4 protein-coding genes and 1 pseudogene are annotated in these 3,266 nt (G+C 40.7%); 4 read left to right on the top strand and 1 reads right to left on the bottom strand.

The annotated features are described in order from the left end of the window. The first annotated feature begins 865 nt into the window (after window positions 1–865). From AC2UZJ_RS12425 to AC2UZJ_RS12410, 4 genes are all read left to right on the top strand, one after another. Entirely contained in the window at window positions 866–1,756 is an 891-nt protein-coding gene (locus tag AC2UZJ_RS12425; protein WP_486950447.1) for a PDDEXK family nuclease, read from the top strand. A 169-nt stretch (window positions 1,757–1,925) separates the two neighbouring features. Continuing rightward, entirely contained in the window at window positions 1,926–2,303 is a 378-nt protein-coding gene (locus AC2UZJ_RS12420; RefSeq protein WP_486950446.1) for a hypothetical protein, read from the top strand. Between the two features lie 140 nt (window positions 2,304–2,443). Next, a complete protein-coding gene (locus AC2UZJ_RS12415; protein ID WP_486950445.1) occupies window positions 2,444–2,608 on the top strand; it encodes a hypothetical protein in 165 nt (54 codons plus the stop codon). A 13-nt stretch (window positions 2,609–2,621) separates the two neighbouring features. Next, window positions 2,622–2,759 carry a hypothetical protein gene (locus AC2UZJ_RS12410; protein WP_486950444.1) on the top strand — a complete coding sequence of 46 codons (138 nt, stop codon included), beginning with the start codon at window positions 2,622–2,624 and terminating at the stop codon, window positions 2,757–2,759. A 32-nt stretch (window positions 2,760–2,791) separates the two neighbouring features. On the opposite strand, the pseudogene AC2UZJ_RS12405 reads toward AC2UZJ_RS12410, so the two are convergent. Then, window positions 2,792–3,266: pseudogene (locus AC2UZJ_RS12405) on the bottom strand (integrase core domain-containing protein); the annotation flags it as partial.

Raw genomic sequence — 3,266 nt, 5'->3', positions numbered from 1 at the left:
CACCGCAATAATTTGCGATTCAGTAAATCGTGATTTCTTCATTATCGTCTCCTACCTAAAGTATCGCAGAAAACTCCAATTATGACTGTCTCAGTTTAGGGGAAGTGGACAGTATCAATGGCAGTTAAGCTGGCTCGTAATAATGGGCATATAAAGCAGACACTGTTTTAATTAACAGCTTTGATTTCGTTGGTTTGAGAGCGTAAATTTATTAGGTAATGATTTAAAAATTATAAGCAAACTAGTACGGCTTGAGACTCCTAGACACTTTATATAGTAAAAACACATATAAATAATTAGTAGGTCTTCCAAACTATGGAAATAAGACTTATTGGTTTAAATAGTATAGAGAAAAAGGGTTTTAATGGATAAAGGTCTGAGAGAAAGCCAAACAGTAGCAATGTTGAAAAACGTAGAAGGAGAATTAACGAAGATTGCCGAGTTATTTGCCATATTGACTCAAGCGACATCAGTAGCATTTCCCTTAAAGGGTGAACCTCTGAACGCGCCTAAGGAAAGGGGTGTCTATCTTATAGAGTCACCTGCCGGCGAGGTCTTACACGTGGGTAACACTCGCAGAGGTCGCCATGGTCTTTATCAAAGGCTAGCAAATCACTTGTCTGGGTCCTCGTCCTTTACGAGAAATTACTTAGGAGGTGATGGGGCTTTCTTACGAGGAAAGTGTTCATTTAAATGTGTTGTTGTACCTGATGCGCGTGGCCGAGCCCTGCTAGAGGCTCTGGCAATCGGTAGCTTGTGTCCTAAACATCTAGGTCATGGTTAGTACAGCTAATGAATCAATCGAGATTGCGTCTTAAAAAGTATTGCTGCTCGTTTTTAATTGTAAATAACAAGGAATTAATTTATGAAACTGTATCGTCATTTTACTGCCAATGAAGAAAAAATTGAAGAGTTTCCATTTAAGAGAGAGCTTTCTATGGAGGCTTACCTAATAGAGAATGAAAATGTCTTAGCACTTGATGGCGATACTTTCTCTGACGTTTCTTTTTACGAAGAAGAGGTAACCATTCAAGGTGGTGCTCAAGGTGTGAGTGGTACTGGTCGCATTGATATTTTAGCGACGTACTCAAACGAACACATCGGTGTGATTGAGCTAAAAATGGATACGCTTAATGAAGCTCACCTGGCGCAACTTGAAGGTTACTTAAAAGCAAGAGAAGCAATACTTCAGCAACACCCAAATCTCATCGATAAAAAAGAAACCCCTACTCCTAATTGGGTTGGAGTTTTAGTCGGTTCAGGTATAGATGTCGCTTTAGCTGCAAAGATTAATAATGGTTATACATTTGAAGATATACCCATCGCCGCTCTAGTCGTTAAACGATATAGAGGGGAGCGAGGAAATATTTACGTTACTACGGATGTTATCTTCAATGATGGTTCAAAAACTAAAGATGTCACTAAATATCGTTTTAACGGTGAAGTTTACGGTAAAGGTCGATTGGTACTTGCCGTGATTAAAAAGTATGTTGCCGATAATCTGGATGTTACATTCGCTGAGCTTGAGGCGGCTTTCCCTCAAAGCTTACAAGGTTCACATGGTGTATTTAGAGAAAAGCAGGATGCAATAAACCTAGCTAATGAAAAAAGAAAACGACACTTCATCAAGGAAGAGGAGTGTATTCAATTAAAAGACTTAACCATTGCTGTTAGTAGTCAATGGGGGATCGGTAATATTGGGAGTTTTATTGATAAAGCAAAAGAGCTCTTCTACTCAATAGATGAAGCAAAGTGATTGAGTATTAAGGTAATATGCGATTGCCCATGCTGTTTTTCTGTTAGTGGAATACAAACTCATGGGCATTTACACAATTTTATTTACCGCCTAAGCTTAATCATCAAGTGTCATGCATAAGCCTCCCTTATTTGTAAGTGCGGCTTCCCTATTTTTGAGGTGATATCCAATGGCTGTAAAGCTAGAATTTATTAATTTATTAGTGCCTATCAAAACCATCGAGCAAAAATACCCAGGTGGATGGCAGCAGTGCCTTAAAGATAATAAGGAGTTAATCGGGCACTCCGTCTGGTTTGACGAACATTTATTACGTTGTGGCGCCATGAATGGTATGGATATTTACCTCATGCTCGATGACTGGAAACGGCTTGGTTTTAAAACGCATTTGGGTGGCAAACGTCCTACAAAGTGGATTGATGTCTGTGTAGTTGAAGCCATGTTTGCTGACGAGGGAGTTCCCTGTAGTTGGCTTGTGGTAGACGGTGATACTGCGTATTTAAAAGGGACTGCTAAGGGGGAAGTCATTGATCACTATAGTATCCAATAAAAATGACTGAACGCAGAAAAGCCATTGTTTTTTCAAGAATCAGAATTTTCTTGCCCAACTGGGAGAAAACATCCTCTTAGCGTATAAGCGTCGTAATTACACGCAAACGTTGCTTTCAGAGCGTACCCGGCTTGAGTCGAGTGACAATTCGCAAAATAGAGCAAGGTGACCCAACGGTTTCTATGGGGCATTATGTGGCTGTACTGGGCGTACTTGGCTTAGCCTCTGACCTGACGTTAGTTGCAAAAGATGATGAGATTGGCCGTAAATTGCAAGACATCGCTTTATTACGCTCAACCCAATAAAGCGAGAGCGTTCATGGAAAAGAAAGTACTTGTTTATGCTGACTGGGAAGGACTTCCTGAGCCCACCTTAGTAGGCACGCTACATTCCGTCTTTAGTAAAAACAAAGAGCACTTCAGCTTTGCCTACGATTGTCCACTTCCCCATTACTGACACAGCTCTAAACTAGAGTTTTCCAGTTGTTGTCAGTATACCGACGGGGGAATATCACCTAAACTTTCGTGCGTGCGTTCCTCGGTGTAATCCAATCGTCAGAACCACGCCATATCTCGTACTTAATGTAATGACTCAAACAAGTACGCATTTAAAAAATTTCGCCGAAAAGTACTATTAAAACGTTCAATAAAAGCATTTTGCTGGGGCTTACCTGATTGAATGTACTGTATTTTTACTTCGTGTTTGTCACACCAATTCATGAGGTTGGTGATTTGGCTTGTTTTCCACCGCCAAGGGCTGAGGCGTGCGTTTGGGTAAAACGTGCTTCGTGCGGCTCTTTAAATTAAGCCCCAGACGGCAATAAACGCGGTACACCCGTTTATGATTAAATTGATACTTCTGAAAACGCAATCGACCAAAACACGTCCAGAAACCAGCTTGAGGTGATTTTTTTAATACGTCATTAATCGCATTAATGACAGCAGCATCCGCTATGCGCCAGTC

The organism is Paenalcaligenes sp. DL 309 (genome assembly GCF_057475285.1).
Note: the sequence above shows the minus strand (reverse complement) of the source record. Positions and strands in the feature narration are given on the sequence as shown.

Bases quoted from the DNA above. Each gene is read 5' to 3' on its own strand.
- AC2UZJ_RS12425 (WP_486950447.1), top strand. From the start codon at position 866: ATGAAACTGTATCGTCATTTTACTGCCAATGAAGAAAAAATTGAAGAG.
- AC2UZJ_RS12420 (WP_486950446.1), top strand. From the start codon at position 1,926: ATGGCTGTAAAGCTAGAATTTATTAATTTATTAGTGCCTATCAAAACC.
- AC2UZJ_RS12410 (WP_486950444.1), top strand. From the start codon at position 2,622: ATGGAAAAGAAAGTACTTGTTTATGCTGACTGGGAAGGACTTCCTGAG.